22 protein-coding genes are annotated in these 20,333 nt (G+C 64.5%); 8 read left to right on the forward strand and 14 right to left on the reverse strand.

Annotated features, from left to right (window positions below; all coding sequences use genetic code 11):
* Positions 1–36: 36 nt before the first annotated feature.
* The 5 genes from CDQ92_RS05965 to panB all read right to left on the reverse strand — a co-directional run bounded on the left by CDQ92_RS05965 (position 37) and on the right by panB (position 4,770).
* A complete protein-coding gene (locus tag CDQ92_RS05965; protein WP_088440381.1) occupies positions 37–264 on the reverse strand; it encodes a sulfurtransferase TusA family protein in 228 nt (75 codons plus the stop codon).
* Entirely contained in the window at positions 254–1,630 is a 1,377-nt protein-coding gene (gene der, locus CDQ92_RS05970) for a ribosome biogenesis GTPase Der (protein WP_088440382.1), read from the reverse strand. The genes CDQ92_RS05965 and der overlap by 11 nt, the downstream gene beginning before the upstream one ends.
* Before the next feature lie 48 nt (positions 1,631–1,678).
* A complete protein-coding gene (locus CDQ92_RS05975) occupies positions 1,679–3,013 on the reverse strand; it encodes an outer membrane protein assembly factor BamB family protein (protein WP_088440383.1) in 1,335 nt (444 codons plus the stop codon).
* Between the two features lies 1 nt (position 3,014).
* Positions 3,015–3,788 carry a tetratricopeptide repeat protein gene (locus tag CDQ92_RS05980; RefSeq protein WP_088440384.1) on the reverse strand — a complete coding sequence of 258 codons (774 nt, stop codon included), beginning with the start codon at positions 3,786–3,788 and terminating at the stop codon, positions 3,015–3,017.
* A gap of 118 nt (positions 3,789–3,906) precedes the next feature.
* Positions 3,907–4,770, reverse strand: a complete 864-nt coding sequence (gene panB, locus CDQ92_RS05985) for a 3-methyl-2-oxobutanoate hydroxymethyltransferase (protein WP_088440385.1) — start codon at positions 4,768–4,770, stop codon at positions 3,907–3,909.
* A gap of 125 nt (positions 4,771–4,895) precedes the next feature.
* Between panB and CDQ92_RS05990 the strand changes: the two genes are divergently transcribed.
* Genes CDQ92_RS05990 through CDQ92_RS06000 form a run of 3 tightly spaced genes read left to right on the forward strand, consistent with a single transcriptional unit; the run spans position 4,896 to position 5,992 of the window.
* Entirely contained in the window at positions 4,896–5,315 is a 420-nt protein-coding gene (locus tag CDQ92_RS05990) for a hypothetical protein (RefSeq protein ID WP_088440618.1), read from the forward strand.
* A 34-nt stretch (positions 5,316–5,349) separates the two neighbouring features.
* Positions 5,350–5,778 carry a hypothetical protein gene (locus tag CDQ92_RS05995; RefSeq protein WP_229667262.1) on the forward strand — a complete coding sequence of 143 codons (429 nt, stop codon included), beginning with the start codon at positions 5,350–5,352 and terminating at the stop codon, positions 5,776–5,778.
* A complete protein-coding gene (locus tag CDQ92_RS06000; protein WP_088440386.1) occupies positions 5,771–5,992 on the forward strand; it encodes a helix-turn-helix transcriptional regulator in 222 nt (73 codons plus the stop codon). The genes CDQ92_RS05995 and CDQ92_RS06000 overlap by 8 nt, the downstream gene beginning before the upstream one ends.
* Before the next feature lie 322 nt (positions 5,993–6,314).
* Here the strand turns inward: CDQ92_RS06000 and CDQ92_RS06005 are convergent, their stop codons facing one another.
* Genes CDQ92_RS06005 through CDQ92_RS06015 form a run of 3 tightly spaced genes read right to left on the reverse strand, consistent with a single transcriptional unit; the run spans position 6,315 to position 8,443 of the window.
* Complete coding sequence (locus CDQ92_RS06005; protein WP_088440387.1) at positions 6,315–7,400, reverse strand: glycerophosphodiester phosphodiesterase; 1,086 nt, start codon at positions 7,398–7,400, stop codon at positions 6,315–6,317.
* On the reverse strand, positions 7,397–7,747 hold the full coding sequence (locus CDQ92_RS06010) for an ArsC family reductase (RefSeq protein ID WP_188682315.1): 351 nt from the start codon (positions 7,745–7,747) through the stop codon (positions 7,397–7,399). The genes CDQ92_RS06005 and CDQ92_RS06010 overlap by 4 nt, the downstream gene beginning before the upstream one ends.
* Positions 7,748–7,804: 57 nt before the next feature.
* Positions 7,805–8,443 carry a cyclic nucleotide-binding domain-containing protein gene (locus CDQ92_RS06015; RefSeq protein WP_229667260.1) on the reverse strand — a complete coding sequence of 213 codons (639 nt, stop codon included), beginning with the start codon at positions 8,441–8,443 and terminating at the stop codon, positions 7,805–7,807.
* Positions 8,444–8,736: 293 nt separating this feature from the next.
* On the opposite strand from CDQ92_RS06015, the gene CDQ92_RS06020 reads away from it, so the two are divergent.
* On the forward strand, positions 8,737–10,110 hold the full coding sequence (locus tag CDQ92_RS06020; protein ID WP_088440390.1) for a class II 3-deoxy-7-phosphoheptulonate synthase: 1,374 nt from the start codon (positions 8,737–8,739) through the stop codon (positions 10,108–10,110).
* A 125-nt stretch (positions 10,111–10,235) separates the two neighbouring features.
* On the opposite strand, the gene CDQ92_RS06025 is transcribed toward CDQ92_RS06020, so the two are convergent.
* Together CDQ92_RS06025 and CDQ92_RS06030 are read right to left on the reverse strand one after the other, a co-directional pair.
* Positions 10,236–11,741: a M20/M25/M40 family metallo-hydrolase gene (locus tag CDQ92_RS06025; RefSeq protein WP_229667258.1), complete on the reverse strand. Its 1,506-nt coding sequence runs from the start codon at positions 11,739–11,741 to the stop codon at positions 10,236–10,238.
* A 188-nt stretch (positions 11,742–11,929) separates the two neighbouring features.
* Positions 11,930–12,733, reverse strand: a complete 804-nt coding sequence (locus CDQ92_RS06030) for an HpcH/HpaI aldolase/citrate lyase family protein (RefSeq protein WP_088440392.1) — start codon at positions 12,731–12,733, stop codon at positions 11,930–11,932.
* A gap of 81 nt (positions 12,734–12,814) precedes the next feature.
* On the opposite strand from CDQ92_RS06030, the gene CDQ92_RS06035 reads away from it, so the two are divergent.
* Positions 12,815–13,756, forward strand: coding sequence for an SPFH domain-containing protein (locus CDQ92_RS06035; RefSeq protein WP_088440393.1), 942 nt, complete (start codon positions 12,815–12,817; stop codon positions 13,754–13,756).
* 1 nt (position 13,757) lies between these two features.
* The gene (locus tag CDQ92_RS06040) at positions 13,758–14,204 is read left to right on the forward strand and encodes an NfeD family protein (RefSeq protein WP_088440394.1); all 447 of its coding nucleotides are present in this window, start codon (positions 13,758–13,760) and stop codon (positions 14,202–14,204) included.
* Positions 14,205–14,302: 98 nt separating this feature from the next.
* On the opposite strand, the gene CDQ92_RS06045 is transcribed toward CDQ92_RS06040, so the two are convergent.
* The 4 genes from CDQ92_RS06045 to radA are packed head-to-tail and all read right to left on the reverse strand — an operon-like array spanning position 14,303 to position 18,510.
* Positions 14,303–16,180 (reverse strand): cation:proton antiporter domain-containing protein, encoded by a 1,878-nt coding sequence (locus tag CDQ92_RS06045; RefSeq protein WP_229667256.1) that lies wholly within the window; start codon positions 16,178–16,180, stop codon positions 14,303–14,305.
* A complete protein-coding gene (locus CDQ92_RS06050; protein WP_088440395.1) occupies positions 16,177–16,605 on the reverse strand; it encodes an iron-sulfur cluster assembly scaffold protein in 429 nt (142 codons plus the stop codon). The genes CDQ92_RS06045 and CDQ92_RS06050 overlap by 4 nt, the downstream gene beginning before the upstream one ends.
* On the reverse strand, positions 16,602–17,138 hold the full coding sequence (locus tag CDQ92_RS06055; protein WP_088440396.1) for a CvpA family protein: 537 nt from the start codon (positions 17,136–17,138) through the stop codon (positions 16,602–16,604). Before CDQ92_RS06055 ends, CDQ92_RS06050 begins: the two co-directional genes overlap by 4 nt.
* A gap of 10 nt (positions 17,139–17,148) precedes the next feature.
* Positions 17,149–18,510: a DNA repair protein RadA gene (gene radA, locus CDQ92_RS06060; protein WP_088440621.1), complete on the reverse strand. Its 1,362-nt coding sequence runs from the start codon at positions 18,508–18,510 to the stop codon at positions 17,149–17,151.
* Positions 18,511–18,721: 211 nt separating this feature from the next.
* Between radA and fsa the strand changes: the two genes are divergently transcribed.
* Together fsa and CDQ92_RS06070 are read left to right on the forward strand one after the other, a co-directional pair.
* Positions 18,722–19,372 carry a fructose-6-phosphate aldolase gene (fsa, locus tag CDQ92_RS06065; protein ID WP_088440397.1) on the forward strand — a complete coding sequence of 217 codons (651 nt, stop codon included), beginning with the start codon at positions 18,722–18,724 and terminating at the stop codon, positions 19,370–19,372.
* A 165-nt stretch (positions 19,373–19,537) separates the two neighbouring features.
* On the forward strand, positions 19,538–20,332 hold the full coding sequence (locus tag CDQ92_RS06070; protein ID WP_088440398.1) for a crotonase/enoyl-CoA hydratase family protein: 795 nt from the start codon (positions 19,538–19,540) through the stop codon (positions 20,330–20,332).
* Position 20,333 lies beyond the last annotated feature (1 nt).

Raw genomic sequence — 20,333 nt, forward strand, 5'->3', positions numbered from 1 at the left:
GTCGGGCGCTACTCAGCAAAGCCGCCCCAATTTGGGTCAGCGGCGGCGCACGCGCCAACGCTCCGCGTCATCCGTCGCCGTTTCCGGCTCGACCTGCCAATCATGCTCATCCGCGAGCGCCGCCACTTCGCGCCCTGCCTGCGGATCGTCGGCAATCAGTAGCACATCGGCGGCATCGCGCATCGCGCGCGCCAGCCGCAGCGCGGGCCAGGGGCAGCGCATTCCGCGTGCGTCGACGACCAGCGTCGACCCCTCATTCGTCATAGGGATTGCGCGAATTGCGGAAGTTGAGCCGCACCGGCACGCCCTGAAACCCGAGTTCCTTGCGCATGCCGTTGACCAGATAGCGTTCGTAGCTGCCCGGCAGGCTGTCGGTGCGCGTCCCGAACACAACGAAGGTCGGCGGCCGCGTACGCGCCTGCGTGATGTAGCGCAGCTTGATGCGCTTGCCGCCGGGGGCGGGGGGCGGATTGGCATCGACCGCACGTTCGAACCAGCGATTGAGCGCCGAGGTCGAGACGCGGTTGGTCCAGATCGCGCGCTGCTCGAACGCAACGCGGACCAGCGTGTCGATCCCCTTGCCCGTCGCACCCGAAATGGTCAGCACCGGCACGCCCTTGACCTGACTTAGCCCGTCCTCGAGCGCGGCGCGGACGCCGTTGAACAGCGACGACGGCTCTTCGGCGACATCCCATTTGTTGAGCGCGACGACCAGCGCGCGGCCTTCCTGCAAAACCCGGTCGGCGATGTGCAGATCCTGCGATTCCAGCCCCTTGGTCGCATCGAGCAACAGCACGACGACCTCGGCGAAATCGACCGCGTGCAGCGCGTCGGCGACCGACATTTTCTCCAGCTTGTCCTGCACCTTGGCGCGTTTGCGCATCCCGGCGGTGTCGAACAGCTGGATTTCGTGCACCTCGCCGTCGTCTTCCCATTGCCAGTCGACGCGGATCGAATCGCGGGTGATCCCGGCCTCGGGTCCGGTGATCAACCGGTCTTCGCCGATCATGCGGTTGATTAGCGTCGATTTTCCCGCGTTCGGGCGGCCGACAATTGCCAGCTTCATTGGGCCAAGTGGAGCGTCCTCGTCATCCGAAGCCGCAGCGACTTCTTTTTCAATCTCGTCGAACGGCTCGACGATCGGGCGCAGCAGGTCGAAAAGGTCGACCATGCCGTCGCCATGCTCGGCGCTGAGCGCGACCGGATTGTCGAAGCCGAGCGAATAGGATTCCATCAGGCCGTTTTCGCCCTGTTTGCCCTCGGCCTTGTTGACCACCAGGATGATCGGCGTGTCTTCACTGCGCAGCCAGCGCGCGATTTCCTCGTCGAGCGGGACGACCCCAGCGCGGCCGTCGATCATGAACAGCGCGGCATCGGCCTCGCGCACCGCCTTTTCGGTCTGGACGCGCATCCGACCGGGCAAAGTCGCGGCGTCCTGATCTTCGAAACCCGCGGTATCGACGATGCGAAATTCTAGCCCGAGCAGATTGGCGTCGCCTTCGCGGCGGTCGCGCGTCACCCCGGGCTGGTCGTCAACCAGCGCCAGCCGCTTGCCGACCAGCCGGTTGAACAGCGTCGATTTGCCCACATTCGGGCGGCCAACAATGGCTATCGTCGCGAATCGCGACATGTCACTTAATCCCTGTATCTGTCCGGGCCGCCCCGGCCCGGACGCTTGTCAGCGCCAGGCCGTGATCTGCCCGTCGTCTGCCAAAATATACAATATATTGTTCGCCACCACCGGCGTCTGCGACAACGGCGATTTGAATTCGGTCGAGCCAAGCAGCGACCCATCGGTCGGCGAATATTCCGCCATGATCCCCTCGCTGTTGACCGCGATCAGGCGGCCACCCGCCAGGATCGGACCGCTCCAGCGGATCGGATCCTTTTTCTTCTTTTCGGTTTCGATACGAAAACGCGAAAGCTGCTGAAGCCAACGCACCTTGCCCGACGTGCGCGCTACGCACAGCAATTTGCCGTCGTCGGTCATCGCATAGACCCACTCACCAACCACATAAGGCGTCGAGATACCGGCGATCGAGATTTCCCACGTGCGCTGCCCCGTGAGCAGTTCATAGCTCGCCATGCGGCCGCCCTGGCCGAGCGCGAAAACGCGGCCATTGTCGACGACCGGATCGGCGTCGACATCGGTGAGCGTCGACACCGACAGTGCCATCGACGTGCGCGCCAGCGCGTCTTCCCACAGGTCGCGGCCGTTTTCATACCGATAAGCCTGAACCTCGCCCGACGAGAAGCCGGCAACGATCGTCCCCTGCCCCGCCGCGGGCGATGCCGCGCCGAACACGCTGCCAGCTTCGAGTGACGCGGTCGCTTGCCACAACACCCCGCCGTTGGCGGCGTTAAGCGCGATGATCTGGTTGTCCTGAGTGATCACGTAAACACCGCCAAACGCGATCGTCGGGGCGCCGCGCAGCGGCCCGGCAGGCTTGACCTTCCAGATTACCGATCCGTCGGCGACATTGAGCGCAGCGACGTCGCCCGCACCGCTGGTCGCATAGACGACATTGCCGTCGACCCCGGCGCCGCCGCCGAACAGCGAATCCTTGAAATCCTTGCCGGTGCTGCCGATTGCAGTGCGCCACAGCGGCGCGCCGGTGTCGGCTGCGAGCGCGGTGACGACGGCATCGGTGCCGACGGCGAACAGGCGGTTGTCGGCGATCACCGGCGACGCAGCGAGCCGCTGCTTGTTGGTGCTGCCGGCGATATTCGCCTGCCAAAGCTGGCTGCGCGTCGCGCCCAGCGCCGGGTGGCCCATCGATTTTGCGGCGTTGCCGCCCGACTGCGCCCACGCCGCGTTTACCGCGGGTTCGGGCAGCACGACCGCGATAGCCGCGGTGGCCGGATCGACCTTGATGCTGGCATCGTTCGACAGGATCGACACGCGATCGCCGATCGTCGGCGTCTTCGGGCCGCCGTCGCCTTTGAACACACCGCAACCCGCGAGCGGCAGCGCGAGCAACGCCGCATAGATTCCGTAACGCGTCTTCCGCATATTAATTGGCTTCCTCAACTGGGGCGGCTGCCGCTGCTTGCGGCGCGGCATTGCCTTTTTGGTCCTTCGCAGCGCTTTCGGCCGCGCGATCGGTGACGGCATCGACGCCGAGCATGCCCGCCATCTGCACCGAGCGCGATTGCAACGATTTGGCGACACCGGGCAGCTTGGCGATGCGGCCGTAAAGCGAGCCGGCCTGGTCATATTGGCCAAGCTGATAATGGGCGGTGGCCGACAATTCAGCGGCGCTGGCGAACCAGCTCGACACCGGATCCTTGGCATCGACCAGCGGCGTCATGCGCGCAATCACCGCTTCGGGTTTCAGGCTGTCATATTCAAACGCGGTCTGGCGGATCAGCGCCAGATCGCGCAGAGCCTGATCGAGCTTGGTGTCAGCAGCGACCTTCGCCATCAGCGCGGCAGCGGCCTTCAGGTCGCCGCCTTGCGCCTTGATGTTCGCCTGCTGCATGACGGCGACGGCGCGATAAGCGGGATCGCCCCCGGCCGCGATTTTTTCGAGTTCGGTGGCAGCGGCGCGGGGCTGGTTCGTCGATAGTTTCTCGAACGAGGCGATCAGCTCCTCGGCCTGTTCACCGCGCGCGACGTCCTGACGATGGATCCAGTACAGATAGCCGCCGAACGCCAGCAAGGCAGCCAGCACGCCGCCGATGATCCAGCGGCCATAGCGCTGCATGACGGTGTCGAGACGATCCTTGCGGACGGCTTCGTCAACTTCCTGCAACAGCGCGGCATCGTTGGTCGGGCTCAGGGCCAATCAAACCTCCATTTATCGTTCAGGGCTTTGGGCATAGATCCCACCGCGGCTTCCTTAGCGACGGCGCGGAAAAAGGCCAAGCGATTCACTTGGTCTCGATCCTTGCCATACGCTCACGTCAGCCAGCGTAGATCTGATCCTCGGTCGGGAATGAACGAGACCTGACCTGATCGGCATATTCCCGAACCGCGCCGTCGACGACGCCGGCCATGTCTTGGTAGCGTTTCACGAATTTGGGGACGCGTTCGAACATGCCCAGCATGTCCTCCGTCACCAGCACCTGGCCGTCGCATTGCGCCGATGCGCCGATGCCGATGGTCGGGCAGGCAACCTTGTTGGTGACTTCGATCGCGATCGATTCGAGCACGCCCTCGATCACCAGCGAAAACGCACCCGCCTGCGCGACCGCCACCGAATCCTCGACGATCGACCGTGCCTCTTCCTCGCTCTTGCCCCGCACGCCATAGCCGCCAAGGATGTTCACCGCCTGCGGCGTCAGCCCGACGTGGCCCATCACCGGGATGCCGCGCTGGGTCAGAAATTCGATCGTCGGCGCGAGCGCGCGACCGCCCTCCAGCTTCACCGCCGCGGCGCCCGTTTCCTTGAGCAAATGCGCGGCGTTGGTGAACGCCTGTTCGGGGCTCGCTTCATAGCTGCCGAATGGCATATCGACGATGACCGCGGCATGATAGCTGCCGCGCACCACCGCGGCGCCGTGCAGCGCCATCATCTCCATCGTGACACCGACCGTGTGCGGCAGGCCGTAAATCACCTGCCCCAGCGAATCGCCGACGAGGAGCATGTCGCAATGCGGGTCGAGCAGCTGCGCCATGCGGACAGTGTAGGCGGTCAGCATCACGATTGGCTCGCCGCCCTTGCGCTGGCGGATGCGCGGCACCGTCAGGCGCTTCATCGGCTGCGGCGTCGGGTTCGCGCGGCTGGTCGAGGTGTCGAAGGTGAGCGTTTTGGGCAGGGTGGACATAGGGCGCGGGCTTAGCGGCTAAAGCGGCGGCGCGAAAGCGGCAAAGCCTGTTCATGTTATTCGTGATTGACTCTATGTTAAAAATATTCGACATTAGGTTCGAATCATATGACATGGAGTTCGACATGACGTTCCGCGAGAAAATTCACTGGGTGGCTTTTGTCACCATGCTCCTCGCCTTTGGCTGGTACTTCCTCGCCTTTCCGTGGAGCATTGCTGCTTCGCCTTCGGCGCTGTGGACCGCGGGCGGGATGCTGATCCCGCTGACGCTGGGGATCATCGTCGCCATGACGGTAGCGACCGTCATCTTGGCGATCCGCAACCGCAAGGAAGTGCATCTTGCCGAGGATGAGCGCGACCGGGCGATCCACTGGCGCGGCACCCATCTCGCCTATTATCCGATGGTGGTCGGCACCTGGGCATGCATCGGGCTGATCTTCACCGGCGCGGCGCCCGCGATCCTGCTCAACCTGCTGCTCGCGATGGTCGTGGGGTCCGAACTGCTGCGGATCGGCTCGCAGATCTGGCTCTATCGGCGCCATTGATGCGCCGGTCGGACCATTCAACCGACAGGAATTGATGATGACCTACAAGGAAAAAGCGAGTTGGCTGATGCTGGTGGCGATGGTGCTGGCATATAGCCTCTATTTCGGGCTGATCATCGCGGGGCATCCCGCCGGTACGTCACTGTTCGCCATGCTATGGCTGTTCGGCACCATCGCTGCAACGCAGGCGGTGGTCGTGATCATCGGCTGCATCTGGCTGGCGATCGAGGCGCGCAAGCTGCCACGTGCGCGGATCGACGAGCGCGACCGGGGGATCGCGGCGCGCGGCACCGCCATATCCTATCATGTCCTGCTGACCGCGATGATCGTCGTCGGGGTCGTGATGCCGTTCACCGAACCCGCGATCAAGATCGTCAACACCGCGCTGTTCGGCATCGTGTTGGCCGAACTCGTTGGGCTGATCGTCGTCGTAACCAGCTATCGCCGAGGCTGGCATGGCTAAACTGCCCTTCACCAACGATATTCGCACCCTGCGCTTTCTGGCGGGCGAAATGACGCAGGGCGACCTTGGCGACCGCGTCGGCGTGACGCGGCAAACGATCGCCGCGATCGAACAAGGCAAATATTCGCCGTCGCTCGAGGTCGCTTTCCGTATCGCGCTCGTGTTCGGCAAGCCGCTGGAAGCGGTGTTCCAATGGGAGACCGGCAGCGATTGAAGTCAGCGCGGCCGCGTGGCCCGGCCCACGCCTCTCCCCATGGGCGTCAGGCCGGGTTTTTGCGCTGTCTTGGGATCGAAAGCGAGCGCTCGCTAGCTAGCTTCGTCATCCCGGACTTGATCCGGGATCCATGACGACAGCGCGGCTATGGAGCCCGGATCAAGTCCGAGATGACGATGAGGCGAAAACCCTCCCTGTCGCGCAACGATGGGGAGGGGGACCGTCCGCGAAGCGGATGGTGGAGGGGCAGCGACGCTAGTGCCATCGCCCCTCCGTCAACTCGTCGCGCGGCCACCTCCCCATGGTTTCGCCACAGGGAGGATCAACGTCCACTTCGGTCGATCTTTCCCGCTAATGTCACCACCGCCTCGCGCGGATTGTCGCTGAACAGTCCGTCGATGCCAGTAGCCAGATAAGCGGCGATCTCGGCGCCCAGGTCGCCATGCCCCGCCGGGTTGACCCCGCCTTTGTTACCCAGCGGCAGGAAATAATTCTCGCGGCGGAACGTCCATGGATGCACTTTCAGCCCCTCAGCATGTGCGTCGCGCACCAGGCTGGTCGGTTCGGCCAGGGAGCCGAGCGCGCCGCGCGGGATGACCATCGCCTTGTTCGGGCCGATACCGTCCGCATAGGATGCGACGGTTTTGAGGCCTGCGGGTGACGCCATGGCGGCATAGCTGGTTTCAGGCCTGTCGGGCGGACCGCCCTCGCCGTCCATCAACTGAATCAGCGGCAGGTCGCTCTTGGCGCGCAGGTCCATCAGGTTCCGCACCTCAAAGCTCTGGATATAGACCGGCGCCTTGCGGCCGCGATAGCCGAAGCGGTCGAGCAGCGTGAGCAGCGGCGCCTCATGCGACAGCCCGATCGACGTAAAATAGCTGGGGTGCTTGGTCTCAGGATAGATGCCGACCGGCTTATCGCGGCCCGCGTTCACCTCGGCCAGCAGCGTCAGGATTTCCTCAAACGTTGGAATATCGAACTGTCCGTCATAATCTGTCGAGCGCAGCATCGGCAGCCGTTCACGGGCGCGCAGCATCTTCAATTCGGCCAGCGTGAAATCTTCGGTGAACCAACCGGTCACCTTGCTGCCATCGATCGTCTTGGTCGCCTTAAGGTCGGCAAACTCAGCGCGATCGGCGACGTCGGTTGTCTCCGAAATCTCATTTTCGTGCCGCGCCACCAGCACGCCGTCCTTGGTCAACACCAGGTCGGGCTCGATAAAGTCGGCGCCCTGTTCGATCGCCAGCCGGTACGCGGCGATTGTGTGTTCGGGTCGCTCGCCCGATGCACCGCGATGCGCGATGACGACAGGTGGCTGGCCATCGAGGGTCGATTGCGCGGTCACCGGATCAGCCGAGCAACCGGCCAGCAGCGTCAGGGCCAGCAAGGCCAGCATCCGCCGGATCATGCCGCAAAACGCGCCTGCCAGTCGGCGGCCGAAAAACCGACGCTGATCGCGCCCGCAGCTTCGACGACCGGACGGCGGATCATTGCGGGTTGGTCGAGCATCAAGACTTTCGCCGATGCCGCATCGAGCCCGTCCTTTTGCGCATCGGGCAGTTTGCGAAACGTCGTTCCCGCCTTGTTGAGCAGCTTTTCCCAGCCGAGCGCATCGATCCAGCTTTGCAACCTGGCGGCATCGAGCCCATCTTTGCGGACGTCGTGAAAGCGGTAGGCGACGCCCCGCTCATCGAGCCAGCGCCGTGCCTTTTTCATCGTGTCGCAATTCGAAATGCCGTAGAGAATCATTGTCATGGCGCCCTGACTAGCAGGCGGCGATGACAAGTTCGAGGCGTGGTGATCGCGGATTTTTCACACGATCGGCGCCCGGTCGGCCAGCCGCGTGTTCGCGCTCGCCAGCTTGCCGCGCAGCGCGCGCGCAAAACCTTCGTGCAGCGCGCTCGCGATCGCGGGGTTGGCGGCCAGATAGGCGCGAAGTGCCGCCGCCGGGACAAACCACAGCCGCGCATTGCTGCCCAGCAGCACCGTTCCCGTCGCATGCGTGCCGTCGAGCACCGTCGCTTCGCCGATCAGCGCGCCGTCGGATAATTTGCCGACCTCGGCGCCGTCGCGCCGGATCGCCGCCTGCCCCTCGGCGAGATAGAATAAACTCGGCGCCGCCTGGTTCTCGCGGATCAATATCTCGCCGCGCTTCGCCGAAATCCAATGCCCCTGATCGATCAGCCCGCGCGCCGCCACCTGGTTGAGCGCGCTGAAATGCTCACGCCGCAGCGCCTCTTCCTCCGCCGAAAAGCTGACCTGTCGCTCGCGCAGCCACAACCGCGCCAGGATGCCGAGGTTGACGATGAGGATCGCCAGCACCAGCATGCCGTATCCGACGTCGGGTTCGCGGAATAAAACCAGCGGCACCGCCACCAGCGCCGCCGCGGCGAGCCCGATCCGGACATAATCGATGCGCACGACAAAGCTGGTCGCCAGCAGCAACAGCAATGCCCCATATACAAACCATGCGGACTCGAAATTCGCCATAGCCAGTCGCTTTGCGTGGAGACCCGGTATCGGGTCGATGCATGTATAACGTCGCCGATAGCCCGATGCCTTGGTAACGCGAATTCCATTCCAAAGCAGTGAAACAAACTATCAGTTTTTGGTCCTCAAGAAAAGCATAGGTGCGCAAATGTCACGATAATGCTAATTTTATCGTTCGTGAAATGGCGTGCATTGCGTCCGAGCAACATTCGCGCCATGGCGGCGCCCGGTTCAAACAGTGAAGACACAGGCAGATGAGCAAGAATTGGCAACCGCATAGCTGGCGCTCGCACGAGGCCCGCCAACTCCCCACCTATCGCGACGCCGCTGCGCTCGCGGCGGCGGAGCGCGAGCTCAGCAATTATCCGCCGCTGGTCTTTGCCGGCGAGGCGCGCGACCTGACCGCCGACCTCGGCCGCGTCGCCGAGGGCAAGGCGTTTCTGCTGCAGGGCGGCGACTGCGCCGAAAGCTTTGCCGAGTTTCATCCGAACAACATCCGCGACACCTTCCGCGTGCTGCTCCAGATGGCGGTCGTGCTGACCTTTGCGTCGAAAATGCCGGTGGTGAAGCTCGGCCGCATGGCGGGCCAGTTCGCCAAGCCGCGATCGGCCGACATGGAAGACATCGATGGCATCTCGCTGCCGAGCTATCGCGGCGACATCATCAACGACATCGCGTTCGAGGAAACGGGCCGCGAGCCCGACCCGCAGCGCATGGTCAAGGCGTATAACCAGTCGGCGGCGACGCTAAACCTGCTGCGCGCCTTCGCCAACGGCGGCTATGCGAATTTGCATCAGGTCAACGCGTGGACGCATGACTTCATGGACCGCAGCCCCTGGGCGAAGAAGTATCAGGAAACTGCGGCGCGGATTTCCGAAGCGCTGGCCTTCATGGAAGCGTGCGGCGTGACGCCAGAGACGGTGCCGCAGATCAAAGGCACCAGCTTCTACACCAGCCACGAAGCGCTCCTGCTCCCCTATGAGCAGGCGCTGACGCGGCAGGACAGCCTGACCGGCGGCTGGTACGACACGTCGGGCCACTTCCTGTGGGTCGGCGACCGCACCCGTTTCGAAGGGTCGGCACATATCGAATATCTGCGCGGCATCGGCAATCCGGTCGGCATGAAGTGCGGACCGAGCCTGGAGTCCGACGTGCTGCTGCGCCTGCTCGACACGCTGAACCCGAACCATGTGTCGGGTCGGATGACGCTGATTACCCGCTATGGCCATGACAAGATCGAGGCGCATCTGCCCAAGCTGGTGCGCGCCGTAAAGGAATCGGGCCACCCTGTCGTGTGGTCGTGCGACCCCATGCACGGCAATGTCATCAAGACGCCCAACGGCTACAAGACGCGCCCGTTCGAGCGCATCCTCGCCGAAGTGCGCGGCTTCTTTGCCGTCCACCGCGCCGAGGGAACGCATGGCGGCGGCATCCATATCGAGATGACCGGCCAGAATGTCACCGAATGCACCGGCGGCGCGATGGACGTGACCCAGATGGACCTGGCCGATCGCTATCACACGCACTGCGATCCGCGGTTGAATGCGGGGCAGTCGCTGGAACTGGCGTTCCTGCTGGCCGAGATGCTCAATCAGGAAATGTCGGAGCGAGCGAAGCAGGCGGCGTAAGAGCGATCGATTAAATAGGGACAGTCCCTATTCAATCACCGTCATTGCGAGCGAAGCGAAGAAATCCAGGGTGGCGTAAACCGCTCTGGATTGCTTCGCTTCGCCCGCAATGACGATGAGGAAGTTTACTTCCCCGGCCACGCCTTCACGTCAGCGAACGCCCGCCCCAGCGCCACATGCAGGTCGGCATCCTCCGCCGCGCCCCCCAGCGGGATCTTGTCGCTGAAATTGTCGTTCGGGCCGTGATAATCGCTGCCCAGAAACGCTTCCAACAGCGGCATATCCGAAAAACTGCCGCCGACCATCAGCGACGTCACGCCCTTGGCACCCAGCGCCCAGCCGTCCTGGCGCTGAATGAAGGCGTCGGCCTCGCCATCCTCGTCGAGCTTGCGGCCCAGCTTGGTCGCGGCGGCGCGCACCACCGCATCATAGGCGGGCTTGCCGCGCCCGATCGTTGCGACCGGGGTGCCGCGCGGCGAAATCGCGATGGTGTCGACATTGAGCGCCACGGTGATGTCGCTCAGCGGCACCACGGGATAATCGGCAAAATAGCGCGCGCCGAGCAGACCCTTTTCTTCCGCGGTCGTCGCCAGGAAATAGATGTCGCGGTCGGGGCGCTGACCCGACGCCAGCCGCTTGGCTACCTCGATCAGCACCGCGATGCCGCTCGCATTGTCGACCGCGCCGTTGCAAATGCGATCGGCCTCGCCTTCCTTGCCGCAGATACCAAGGTGATCCCAATGGCCTAGGAACAGCACCGCCTTGCCGTCCGGCTTGGCGCCGGGCAGCTTGGCGACGACATTGTTGCTGATGAAGGGCCGGACCGTCGATTGGGTGGTCAGATCGGCGGTCATCGGCAGCACGATGCCGCGGTAGTCGGGCGACTTTGCCGCTTCACGCACCGCGCCGCCATCCTGTCCTGCCTTTTTGAGCAGCGCGTCGGCGGCTTCGAGCGACAGGAAGCCGCTCACCGGCGCGCCCGGCTTGGCGCTCGCCAGCCGCACGGCCGTGCTACCAGTACTTTCGCGCAGCTCCGCCCATGGCACGGCGTCGGTCGCAATCACCAGCACGGCTGCGGCGCCCGCGTCGGCCAGCATCTGCCGCCGCTCGCGGTAACGCGGCAGCTTGTCGCCGAACGGCGCATTGTCGAACAACATGATCGCCAGCTTGCCGGTGACGTCGGCGTTGACCTTGCCCGCGCCATCGACGCCGTAACCGACAAAGACCGCGGGAAGGTCGGCCAGTGACATCGACGCGTCGCGCCCGTTCAGGATGACCCCGTCATCCTCGATAGCGAAATCGCGGCCATGCACCTTGAACTTGGCGGTGCCGCCGACGGCGCGACTCTCGACGAAAGGGATCGGCTGCAACCACGGGGTGGCGCTGCCCGGTACGGCTTCGAGTCCGGCCTTGGCCCATTCGCCGACGATATAGGCAATGGTGCGATCCTCGCCATCGGTGCCCGGGGCGCGTCCTTCGAACGCGTCGTCGGCGAGCGCCTTGATATGCGCAGCGAGTTGGGCTTCGGTGACTGGCGGATCGGCCTTTGCGGGCGCAGCAGACGCGGCGGCAGGAAGGCAGGCGATGAGGGCGATGGCCGCGATAGCGGTACGGAAACGAATGATCTTCATGGGGCCGCCGCATGGCATTTCCGTTTGGCTCAGGCAAGGCGCGTTCGTCGAACGACGAATGGCAATCATCCCTCCCGCAAGCGGGAGGGGCAGCGAGACTTGCAAACTTGTTCGCTAGTCGCAGCGGGGTGGGCCAATGCGATGTCGCTGCCCACCCCCAATCCCTACCGCGAGCGGGAGGGTAGCTTTCAGCGCCGCGCCAGCAGCGCGCGCGCCGCAGCGACGTGCATATCCTCGATCATCCGCCCGTCGTGACGCTGCGCCCCGCCCGTCGCCGCCGCGACGAGCGCCTCGGCGGCAGCGATCTCGCGCGCCGAGGGGGCAAAGGCGGCATTGCACGGGTTGATCTGCGAGGGGTGGATCAGCGACTTGCCATCGAATCCGAGCCGCCGTCCCTCGGCGGCTTCGCCAGCAAAGCCAGCGACGTTGTCGATGGCGTTGTAAACCCCATCGAGCGCCCACACACCGGCCGCACGCGCCGCCAGCACGATCGCCTGGATCGCATGGCTCATTGCGCTCCGATCCATGCCGTCCGGGAGCTTCAATTCATGCGCCAGATCATTGAGCCCCGCGATCAAACCCGCAACCGCGGGATCGGCGCCAATGTCACGCGCAGCATAGATCGCCGCCGGAGTTTCGATCATCGCCAGAACCGGCAGACCCAGCCCGCGCACCGGACCCAGATCGGTCGGCGCATCGACCTTGGGCAGCACCACCGCATCGAGCGTCAGATCGGCGAGCGCGTCGATGTCCGCCGCCTGCTCCGCCGTCCCGGTTGCATTGACCCGCACCGCGACGCGCTTGCCCGAAAAGCCCGCCATCACCGCGGCGCGCATCGCAGCGCGCGCTTCGTCCTTGCGATCCGCGGGGACTGCGTCCTCAAGATCTATAATCAGCATATCGGCGGCGAGGCCCGACGCTTTTTCCAGCGCGCGGGCATTCGAGCCGGGGACATAAAGCAGCGAGCGCGGAGCAGATTCAGGGTGGGTCATGCGCTTTTGTCTGGCGCAACCGGGCCATTCTCGCAATAAAGGAGTGAGGCCTCACGGCCAGGTTCGCAGAGGGGATTTTCGATGGACTATTGGTTTCCGATCGCACTCGTCGTGCTCGCGGCGGTGTTCCTGCTGTGGGCGCTCACCCCGGTTCGTCAAGGTTTCAGCTACACCATCGAACGCTTCGGTCGCTACACGCACACCGCGCAGCCGGGGCTGAACTTCATCATGCCGATCTTCGATCGCGTCGGCCGCAAGGTCAATATGATGGAACAGGTGCTCGACATTCCCGGCCAGGAAATCATCACCAAGGACAATGCGATGGTCGCGGTCGACGGCGTGGTGTTCTTCCAGGTGCTCGACGCCGCCAAGGCCGCCTACGAAGTCAGCGACCTGTATCTGGCGATCATGAACCTGACGACGACGAACCTGCGTACCGTGATGGGCTCGATGGACCTCGACGAAACCTTGTCGAAGCGCGACCATATCAACGCGCGGCTGCTCGTCGTGGTTGACGAGGCAACGACGCCGTGGGGGGTCAAGATCACCCGCGTCGAGATCAAGGACATCCGCCCGCCTGCCGATATTTCGAACGCGATGGCGCGCCAGATGAAGGCGGAGCGCGAAAAGCGCGCCAACATCCTGGAAGCCGAAGGCATGCGCGCCTCCGAAATCCTGCGCGCCGAGGGTGAGAAGCAGGGCCAGATCTTGCAGGCCGAGGGCCGCCGCGAAGCCGCCTTCCGGGACGCCGAAGCCCGCGAACGCGAAGCCGAGGCCGAAGCCAAGGCAACCCAGATGGTGTCCGACGCGATCGCGGGCGGTAACGCGCAGGCGATCAATTACTTCATTGCGCAAAAATATGTCGAAGCCGTCAGTCAGTTCGCCACCAGCCCGAACAGCAAGACGATCCTGTTCCCGGTCGAGGCGACGCAGCTGATCGGGACGCTCGGCGGTATCGGCGAGCTTGCCAAGGATGCGTTCGAGCGCGGCCCGACGCCGCCGACGACGCCAGGAGTGCGCTGAGATGCCCGATTGGCTGTCGAACATGGAGCCGCATTGGGCGTGGCTGACCATCGGGGTGCTGCTGTGCGCCGCCGAAATCGTCGCGCCGGGGTTCTTCCTCGTCTGGCTGGGCGTCGCGGCGATCGCGACCGGCGTCCTCGCCTTTCTGCTCCCGATCGGCGTCCCGATGCAGCTCGGCGTCTTTGCCGTGCTCGCCTTCATCGCGCTCTACAGCGCGCGGCGCTGGCTCAAGAACAACCCGATCGTGTCGACCGACCCGCTGCTCAACCAGCGCGGCGGGCGGCTGGTCGGCGAAGTGCTGACCTTGGTGACCGCGATCGAAAACGGCCGCGGCCGGGCCAAGGTTGGCGACGGCGAATGGCCGGTCCGCGGGCCGGACGCTGCCGAAGGGACCAAGGTCCGCGTGGTCAGCGCCGAAGGCGGGATGCTGGTGGTCGAGGCGGCTTAGTTCCCGCAAGATGGCGTGACATCCTTCGGCGGCGACCGCTACTCCTGCCGAGACTCAGGGGTCCGTTCGCCAGATTTGGACCGGCTGATGACAGGGCTTTAACTGCGAACTGCTTCGCCTTCGTCTTTGGCAAGCTTGGCGGCGCGGCGCCGTTCGCGCAGCGTTTCCAGCACACTCGCCGCCTGCCGCCCGCCACCCGCGATAAAGCGGTGGTTCATGCCAGCGGTCAGATCACCCTCGCTGATCTGCACATGCAGTCGTTCGGAATCGAGGTGGCGCAGCGCCTGCTCGACATCGGCGATTTCAACGTCATCGACGTCGATCTGCTTCAGTGCCAAGAGCCCGAGCGCGATCGAACTTTCAAAGGTTTCACGCACCGCGCCGTCGACCCCGGCGCCGTCGATCGCCATCAGCTGGCGGCGGTCGAACACTCGAGTCAGGATTTTGGCGTTCGGAAACGCCTTGACGATCGGCGCCAGCACCGCGGCGTCAAAGCTGCGGTCGTCGGTGCAGAAAATGATCAGCCGTGCATCCTCGGCATCAGCGCGGCGCAGCACATCGACCTTCAGCCCGTCGCCATAATAGACTTTGGTGTTGTAGCGCCCCGACGTCTCGATCTGGCTCGGCTTCTTGTCGATCAGCGTCACCGAACAATCGACCGCGTTCAGCATCTGCGTCACGATCTGTCCGAACCGCCCGTAGCCGACGACAATCGCCGACCCGCGCGGCGCATGTTCGGGGTCGTCGAGTTCGGCTTCGATACTGTCGGGTGCAAACTCCAGGTTGCGCGCGAACAGCATCAGGAACGGCGTCGATATCATCGACAGCGTTACGACCGCGCTGAACAGGCTTGCCGCCTCGGGCGCGATCAGCTGCGCCTCGGTCGCTTGCGTGAACAGCAGAAAGCCGAATTCGCCGCCCTGGCTGAGCAGCAGACCAAGCCCGAGCGCGACGCTCCACGGCTTGCCGAACAGGCGCACAATCACGGTCAGCACCGCGACCTTCACCGCGACCAGCCCGGCGGCGAGCGCGACGACGCGCAGCGGGTCTTCGCGAATGACATTGAGGTCGAGCACCATGCCGACGGCAAGGAAAAACAGCCCGAGCAGCACAAGGCGGAAGGGTTCGACATCGGCCTCGATCTCGTGCCGGTATGGCGAATCGGCCAGCATCACGCCGGCGATGAAGGCGCCGAGCGCGGTCGACAGGTGCAGGCTATGCATAAAGGCGGCGCTGGCGATGACGACAAGCAGCCCGACGACAACGAACAATTCGCGCTCGCCATAGCGGCCGATGATCCGCAGCAACGGATTGACGACAAAGCGTCCGGCGAGGACGAGGACGACGATCGCGGCGACGGTATAAAGCGCCATCTGCCACCCCGGCGGCGCGTCGGAATTGGCGGGGGCGCGCGACAGCACCGCGATGATCGTGATCATCGGCACGATCGCGAGATCCTGGAACAGCAGCACTGAAAAGGCCTTTTCACCAAAAGGCGAGTTGATTCGGCCCGAGCTTTTCAGCCCTGGCAGCACCTGTGCAGTCGACGACAGTGCGAGCGGCAGCCCGAGCGCCAGCGCCGCCTGCCAGCTGAAGCCGAGCGTTAGGAAAATGAGGCCTGATAGGATCAGGCCGGTGATCACGACTTGCGCAAGTCCAAGCCCGAAGATCGCGCGGCGCATGTCCCACAGGCGCCGCGGATGCAGTTCCAGCCCAACGAGGAAGAGCAGGAACGCGATGCCGATTTCAGCAAATGCGAGCTTCGATTCGCCGCCGCCGACGAGCCCGAGACCGTAGGGGCCGACCAGCGAACCCGCGATCAGATAGCCCAGCACCGCGCCCAGCCCGAGACGGCGGAACAGCAGGATGAACAGCGTTGCGACCCCCAACAGGATCGCTCCTTCGACCAGCGCGGTGTCGGTTGCCTGCTCGGCGGCCACATCGGTCGCCACCGCGGTTAGCGCGAGCAAGTTCACACGCGTGCGCCCTGTTTTTCGAGCGCAAGAATCGCGGCGTCGAACGGCAACAGGATCGCCCCCTGCCGCGCAGGATACTCGCGCGCGGGGGCCAGCAGTTGAAAGCCCGGCCAGTCGGGCACGGCGCCAGTTCCGCCGAACCAGCCCGCAATCGAGTCGCGCGCACCGCGAATCTCGTCGCGGTTGCGTCCCTTAACGTGGCGCGCGAGTAGCGTCGCGGCCGCCTGTCCCAGCGCGCACGCCTCGACATGCATGCCGATGCCGGTGACCCGCCCCAGATCGTCGGCGTCAAGATCAAGGAGGATGCGGCTGCCGCACAGCGGCGCGCGCGCCGTGGCGTGATATCGCGCGTCGGGGTTGGGCAGATGTTCGGACGTCGCCACCGCCAGCGCCAAAATGTCGCGGTTGTACAGCGGCCCGCTCATGGCGTCGGTGCTTCGGCTTCGGCCGCGCGCGCTTCCGCGCGGCGCTCGGCGATCACCTTGCTCAGCGCCTGGCTTGTCGCGTTGAGCGCGGGATAGGTGCGGCTGTCTGTCATCCATGTCGGACGCTGCGCGTTGCCATAACCGATGTCGTACAGCAGCGCCACGAGCAGGAAGCCGATCGCCGCGATCATCAGCCCCTTTACCGCGCCGAACCCGGCCCCCAGCCCGCGGTCGAAGCCGCCAACGAGCGACGCGCGGCTGCGCTGCCCCATCGCGCGCGATCCCCATTTGGCAAAGGCGAAGACGCCCCCGAACAGCAACACAAACGCCAGCATTGCGGCGCCGCCGCCGCTGCCGACCCAGCCACTCAACAGGTCGGTGACGAACGGATGAAAGAAGCGCACCGCCGCAATCGCCAGGATCCAGGCGAGCAATGTCGTCACTTCCTGCACCAGGCCGCGCCAAAAACCGAGCACCGCGCTGCCGCCGACGAGCGTCAGCACGAGGATATCCAGAGCTGTCAGACTTCCCATTCAGGGGTGGCTAGTCGCGACCGAGCATCAGGTCAACGAGTTCGCCGAGCCGTTCGAAACCGGTCACCGAAATTCCCCCCACCGGCTTCATTCCCTTCGGACCCCAACCGCTCGAAAAACCCAGCTTTGCCGCCTCGCGCAGCCGCAATCCGTCGTGCGAAACCTGCCGCACCTCGCCCGACAGCGACAATTCGCCGAAGACGATCGCGTCGGCGGGCACCGGCCGCTCGCTGAACGCCGAAATTAGCGCCGCCGCGACCGCCATGTCGGCGGCGGGGTCAGTCAGTCGGTAACCGCCGGCAATGTTCAGATAGACTTCGGCGGCGCCCATCTGGAGCCCGCAGCGCGCTTCCAAGACCGCCAGCACCATCGCGAGTCGCCCGCTGTCCCACCCGACCACCGCGCGTCGCGGCGTCGCCCCGCTCGCGAGCCGCACGGTCAGCGCCTGTACCTCGACCAGCACCGGCCGGGTGCCTTCCAATGCGGGGAACACGACCGATCCCGGTACGTCGCGGCTGCGATCGGTCAGGAACAGGCTCGACGGGTTGCTGACCTCGCCCAACCCCTCCTCACCCATCGCGAACACGCCGATCTCGTCGGTGCCGCCAAAGCGGTTCTTCACCGCGCGCAGGATGCGATATTGATGGCTGCGCTCGCCCTCGAACGCCAGCACCGTATCGACCATATGTTCAAGCACGCGCGGCCCCGCGATCGTCCCGTCCTTGGTGACATGCCCGACCAGCACGATCGCGGCGTCGCTGTCCTTGGCATAGCGGATCAATTCCTGCGCCGACGCGCGGACCTGGCTCACCGTGCCGGGCGCGCTGTCGATCAGGTCGCTGTGCATCGTCTGGATCGAATCGATGACGACGAAATCGGCGGTCTGTCGGTCGAGGGTCGCGAGAATGTCGCGCACCGACGTCGCGCTGGCGAGGGCGACCGGCGCGTTGCCGAGCCCCAGCCGCTGCGCGCGTAGCCGCACCTGCGCCGTCGCTTCCTCACCGCTGATATAGACGACCGACTTGCCCGCCTGCGCCAGCCGCCCCGCCGCCTGCAGCAGCAGGGTCGACTTGCCGATCCCCGGATCGCCGCCGATCAACGTCGCCGACCCCGCGACGAACCCGCCACCCAGCGCGCGATCGAATTCGGCAATCCCGCACAGCATCCGCTCGGGCATCTTGCTGTCGGCATTCAGCGTTTCGAGCGCGATCGTGCGCCCGCCCTTGCTGAGGTCGTGTTTGGCCGAAAAGACCGTCTCGCCTGCTTCCTCGACCAAGGTGTTCCACTCGCCGCAATCGGCGCACTGCCCTTGCCAGCGATAGGTGGCGGAGCCGCAATTCTGGCAAATATATTGGCGTTTTGCTTTGGCCATGCGTTCGCGCATAATCGGAACAAAGAACGAACGCCAGTCCTTTCACACGTTCGTCACCCCGGACTTGATGCGGGATCCATGCGGCACCCTTGTTATGGATGCCGGATCAAGTCCGGCATGACGATAGTTGGACAGGACGGTTCAGTTTTCCCTGCCGTTGCTCTAGGGCGATCACCAATTCGAATCGCTCTTCCGACAGAAAGCCCGCGCCATGAAATTCTTCGCCGACACCGCCGAAATCGCCGACATCCAGGAACTCGCCGCAACCGGCCTGCTCGACGGCGTCACCACCAACCCGTCGCTGATCGCCAAGTCAGGCCGCGACTTCAAGGAAGTGACCCGCGAAATCTGCGCGCTGACGACCGGCCCGGTGTCCGCCGAAGTCGTCGCGCTCGACCATGAAACGATGATGAAAGAGGCCGAAATCCTCCGCAAGATAGCCGATAACGTCTGCATCAAGGTGCCGCTGACGATCGACGGATTGAAAACCTGCAAGGCGCTGACCAGCGACGGCACGATGGTCAATGTTACACTCTGCTTCTCGGCAGCGCAGGCGCTGCTCGCGGCCAAGGCGGGCGCGACCTTCGTCTCGCCCTTCGTCGGCCGCCACGACGACAATGGTTTCGACGGCATGCAGCTGATTTCCGACATCCGGCTGATCTATGACAATTATGGCTATGAGACCGAGATCCTCGTCGCCAGTGTGCGCCACGGCATCCATGTCCTCGAAGCCGCCAAGATCGGTGCCGACGTGATGACCGCGCCGCCGTCGGTGATCAAGGGGCTGTTCAAGCACATCCTGACCGAAAAGGGCATCGAAGGCTTCCTCGCCGACTGGGCGAAGACCGGGCAATCGATTTAACGACATATCCTCCCTGTCCGCTGACCGAGGGGCCATGACGCGACGTCGCCCCCCCTCCACCATCCTGCGGATGACCCCTCTCCCCATGGCTTCGCCACAGCGAGGATTACGGTTGACGTAAACGTTAACCAACCGCGATACTCGCCTCAAAGGGAGAGATTCGCGATGACCGACACCACCATCCTCACCGAACGCCGCGGCCATATCCTGATCGTCACGATCAACCGGCCCGACGCGCGCAACGCGGTCAACGCCGCGGTTCATATCGGCATCGGCACCGCGCTCGAAACCGCCGAAAGCGATCCCGAAATCCGCGCCGTCGTCATCACCGGCGCGGGCGACAAAAGCTTCTGCGCGGGAGCCGACCTGGTCGCCCTGTCGCGGGGCGAGAGCCTCTATCCCGACGATCCGGCTCAGCAGGCGTGGGGGTTTGCCGGCATGGTATCGCACCCGATATCCAAACCGATCATCGCCGCGGTCAACGGCTTTGCCTTTGGCGGTGGCTGCGAGATCGCGTTGATGAGTGACATCATCATCGCCGCCGATCATGCGCAATTCGGCCTGCCCGAAGTCAAGGTCGGGCTGTTCGCCGCGGCGGGCGGCGCGTTTCGCCTCGCGCAGCAAATTCCGCGCAAGCTGGCGATGGAATATATGCTCACCGGCGATCCGATCCCCGCCGCGCGCGCCGCCGAATTCGGGCTGGTCAATCATCTCGTACCGCTCGCCGACCTGCTTCCCACCGCGATCGCGCTGGCCGAAAAGATCGCCGCCAACGCGCCGCTGTCGGTGCAAGCGTCGAAGCGCGTCGCGCTCGGCATCCACGACGGCCGCATCGCCGCCGACGCGCCCTATTGGGAAGCCAACACGCTCGAACGCACCGCGCTGATGCGCAGCGAAGACGCGCGCGAAGGCCCGCGCGCCTTTGCCGAAAAGCGCAAGCCTGAGTGGAAGGCACGCTAAA

This window comes from Sphingopyxis bauzanensis, from assembly GCF_002205675.1.
Taxonomy (GTDB): domain Bacteria; phylum Pseudomonadota; class Alphaproteobacteria; order Sphingomonadales; family Sphingomonadaceae; genus Sphingopyxis; species Sphingopyxis bauzanensis.